Source organism: Catellatospora sp. NPDC049111, assembly GCF_040648615.1.
Taxonomy (GTDB): Bacteria; Actinomycetota; Actinomycetes; order Mycobacteriales; family Micromonosporaceae; genus Catellatospora; species Catellatospora aurea.
The window spans coordinates 1-3202 of sequence record NZ_JBEZEB010000086.1; the positions used below are offsets into that span (position 1 = coordinate 1).

Sequence of the window (3202 nt, forward strand, 5' to 3'; positions counted from 1 at the left end):
TATCGATGCCGCCACGCCGGGGCGCTGATCATCAACCCGAGCCGCCTCGGGCACACGCGGCCCTACCAGCGGCAACGCTTATCTTCCCGGCATTGGGCCAAGGCCGCGATGGGCGGGGCCGCTTGGGCACCCCTCAGTCACTACGATGCCGGCCATGATCCAGTTACACCCGCATGCCGGGGAGCCGTTCACGATCAAACACAACCCCGCCTCCTACCCTTTGAATGGCATTGACGCGCCATTCAAACCGTCCCGGGCACGGCACGACGTCGCGGTGAAGGTGCTCGGATGAGGCGGCCACTTCTCCGACTCGCCGTGATCATCGCTGTGGTCGCGACGACAGGTGTGTGCAGGCCGGCGGCTTATGCCGGCCCACCGCCTGAGGCGGCGAGGCTCGCCCAGAGCGGCCCCGCCCAGCAGGCCGCCGGGCCGCGCCTGCCGTTCGGCGTCGGCACTTACCTCTCGGACAAGGCGCTCTCGGTGCCGAGCCTGATGTCTGCACGCCACGGATACCCGATCGAGGTCGGGTTCGAAGACCCGTTCACGGAACTTGACCCGGCGTGGCAGGCCGACTCATGGGTGACGCCGACGGTGTCGGACGGCCAGCTGCACCTCGCCGTGAACGCCGACGCCCCGCAGATCTACGGCGCGTTGTCACGGTGGGTGGAGTTGGACGTCGACGAATACCCGACCGTGGAGATCGCTGTCTCGGGTTCGCCCGGCCTGTGGGCACTGAAGGTCAACGACGGCACCCTGCCGGTCGATGTCGAGTTGCAAGGCGACACCGGTGACACCGGGGTGCATTCCTACGACCTGAAGCAATCAACAGGTTGGCATGGGGTCAAACGATTTCGGCTGAGCATCTTCACCATCGGTCTCGACACCTCGTTGACCGTGGATGGCATACGTGTCGACAGCAGGGCGATCGGGTTCGCGGACTCGTTCTCAGACCTTGACCCGGCGTGGCAGGCCTCGTCAGGGGTGACACCGACGGTGTCGGACGGCCAACTGCAGCTGACAATGAATCCCGACGCCCCGCTGAGTTACGGCGCGTTGTCACGGTCGGTGGAATTGGACGTCGACAAGTACCCGACGGTGCAGATCACTGTCTCAGGCTCGACCGGCCTGTGGGCGCTGAAAGTCAACGACGGCAGCTTGCCGGTTGATATCGAACTGCAAAGCGACGTCAGCAAGACCGGGACGTACTCCTACGACCTGACGAAATTCACCGGCTGGCAAGGAATCAAAGAGTTCCAGCTCAGGATCTTCGCAATCGGGCTCGGTCAACCCGTCAGCATAGACCGCATCCAGATCGGACGGCAGCTTCCGTTCGTCCCAGGCTGCGAGGCCAACGCGCCGAGCGACTTCAACGGCGACGGCGTGCGCGATGTCGTCATCGCGGACCCGGAAGCGAGCGTCGACGGGCTTTCGGGCGCCGGTGTGGTGCACGTCGTGGACGGGGCGACCGGGGCGGTGCGCGACATCCACCAGAATCTGGCGGAGATCCCGTGGGACGCCGACGCGGGCGACAACTTCGGGCACGCGATCGCGGTCTTCGACGCGAACAGCGACGGTTGCGCCGACCTTGCGGTCGGTGTACCGAACGAGGACGTCAACGGCGTCCCCGACTCCGGCCAGGTCGACCTGATCTTCGGTGCGCCGGGCGGTCTGGGATCCGGACCGCAGACGGACACCTATCTGCAGGGAAGCGGCGGACTCCCGGATTCCCCCGAGCCGACTGACCGGTTCGGCTACTCGCTGGCAGCCGGTGTCACCGACACCGAGGAACCGTATCTGATCGTCGGCGCCCCCGGTGACAATGTCGTCGACGGCAGCGATCACAGCGGTTCGATCATGTACCTGCGCAGTGGGGTGAAAGAGCGGTTCAGCCAGCCGTCGATCGGCCTGACCGCCGAACCCGACGATCGGACCGGTTTCGCGGTCGCGGCGAGCTCCCGGCACTTCGCGTTCTCCGCGCCGGGAGAGAACGTCAACGGGCGCGGCCAGTTCGCCGGGATGATCTGCGGTTTCCGGCACAACAGCGGCCCGGCCGCGCCGAGATCCATCGGGTGCGTACACCAGGACGGCCTCGCGCAAGCTGGTGACGAGTTCGGCAAGTCGTTGGCGATGGTGTCGTACTGGCCGTCAACCGACTCGTTGCTCGCCGTCGGGTCCCCTGGCCAGGATGTCGACGGTGTCGTGGACGCGGGGCAGGTCGTCCAGCTTCGGGTGACCGACACCGCGATCACCGAGCCGATTCGCATATCCCAGTCCACGACCGGTATCGCAGGCGACGCCACGCCGGGTGACCGGTTCGGGGAGAAGGTGCTGCTGGTCAACACCGCTGCGACTGCGGCACCGTCGGCGCAAACCCTGCTGCTCGCGGTGGGTGCGACGGGTGAGGACGCCAGCGGCACGGGCATCGACACGGGCAACGTCCACGTGTTCGCCGCCGGCACGGCCACCCCGGAGTCCGACACCCTGATCGAACGGACCGCCGGCAAGCTACCCGGCTCACCTGCGGCGCGGGAACTGCTGGGACTCAGCATGGGCGCATCACCGAGCGAACTGTTCGTGGCCAGCCCGTACGTGAACCAGGGCGTGTGGGCAATCCGCTGGTCCGACCTTGCCGCGGGCACGGCGGCACCGGCACGCAGTTGGGCCCCCAGCGCCGGGAACACGCCCGCCGCCGCGTTCGGCGCGCAGGTCGGGTGACGGCGATGTTCGAACGACGAGAACTTCACGGAAAGAGCACGTTGAATACTGAGACGAGGAGCGACATCGCTGTGCGACGGCGTGCGTGGATGCGTGTAGGCGCGCTGAGTGCAGTCGCCGGCCTGGTCGCCACAACGGTGTGGGCCGGTGTCGGAACCCTCCGCGACCCGTCAGACACCCTGGCGATGGGTCCTGGGGCGGCGGGCAAACCCGCAGCGCCGTGGACCGAGGCACAGGCGGTCGGCGCGGCGCGCAAGTCAGGCAGGGCAGTGGAGGTGCGCGCCAAGGGCACCAGCCGCCAGGTGACTTATGCCAACCCGGACGGTTCGTTCACCCACGAGTCGCACGCCGCCCCGTTCCGGGTCATGCAGCGCGGTGAGTGGGTGCCGGTGGACACCACGATGATCCGGCACAGCGACGGCAGCGTCGGTCCGAAGGCCGCCGAGACGCCGATGCGGTTCTCCGGCGGTGGCGACATGCCGCTGGC

3 protein-coding genes are annotated in these 3202 nt (G+C 67.4%); all 3 read left to right on the forward strand.

Annotation, left to right across the window (positions count from 1 at the left end; genetic code table 11):
• Window positions 1-154: 154 nt before the first annotated feature.
• Window positions 155-292 (forward strand): hypothetical protein, encoded by a 138-nt coding sequence (locus AB0B66_RS43650; RefSeq protein WP_360541556.1) that lies wholly within the window; start codon window positions 155-157, stop codon window positions 290-292.
• A 23-nt stretch (window positions 293-315) separates the two neighbouring features.
• Window positions 316-2715 (forward strand): integrin alpha, encoded by a 2400-nt coding sequence (locus AB0B66_RS43655; protein ID WP_360541558.1) that lies wholly within the window; start codon window positions 316-318, stop codon window positions 2713-2715.
• A gap of 185 nt (window positions 2716-2900) precedes the next feature.
• A partial coding sequence (locus tag AB0B66_RS43660; protein WP_360541560.1) for a hypothetical protein occupies window positions 2901-3202 on the forward strand: 302 nt, incomplete at its 3' end.

Coding starts and splice junctions, on each gene's coding strand:
- AB0B66_RS43650 (WP_360541556.1), top strand. CDS start 155: ATGATCCAGTTACACCCGCATGCCGGGGAGCCGTTCACGATCAAACAC.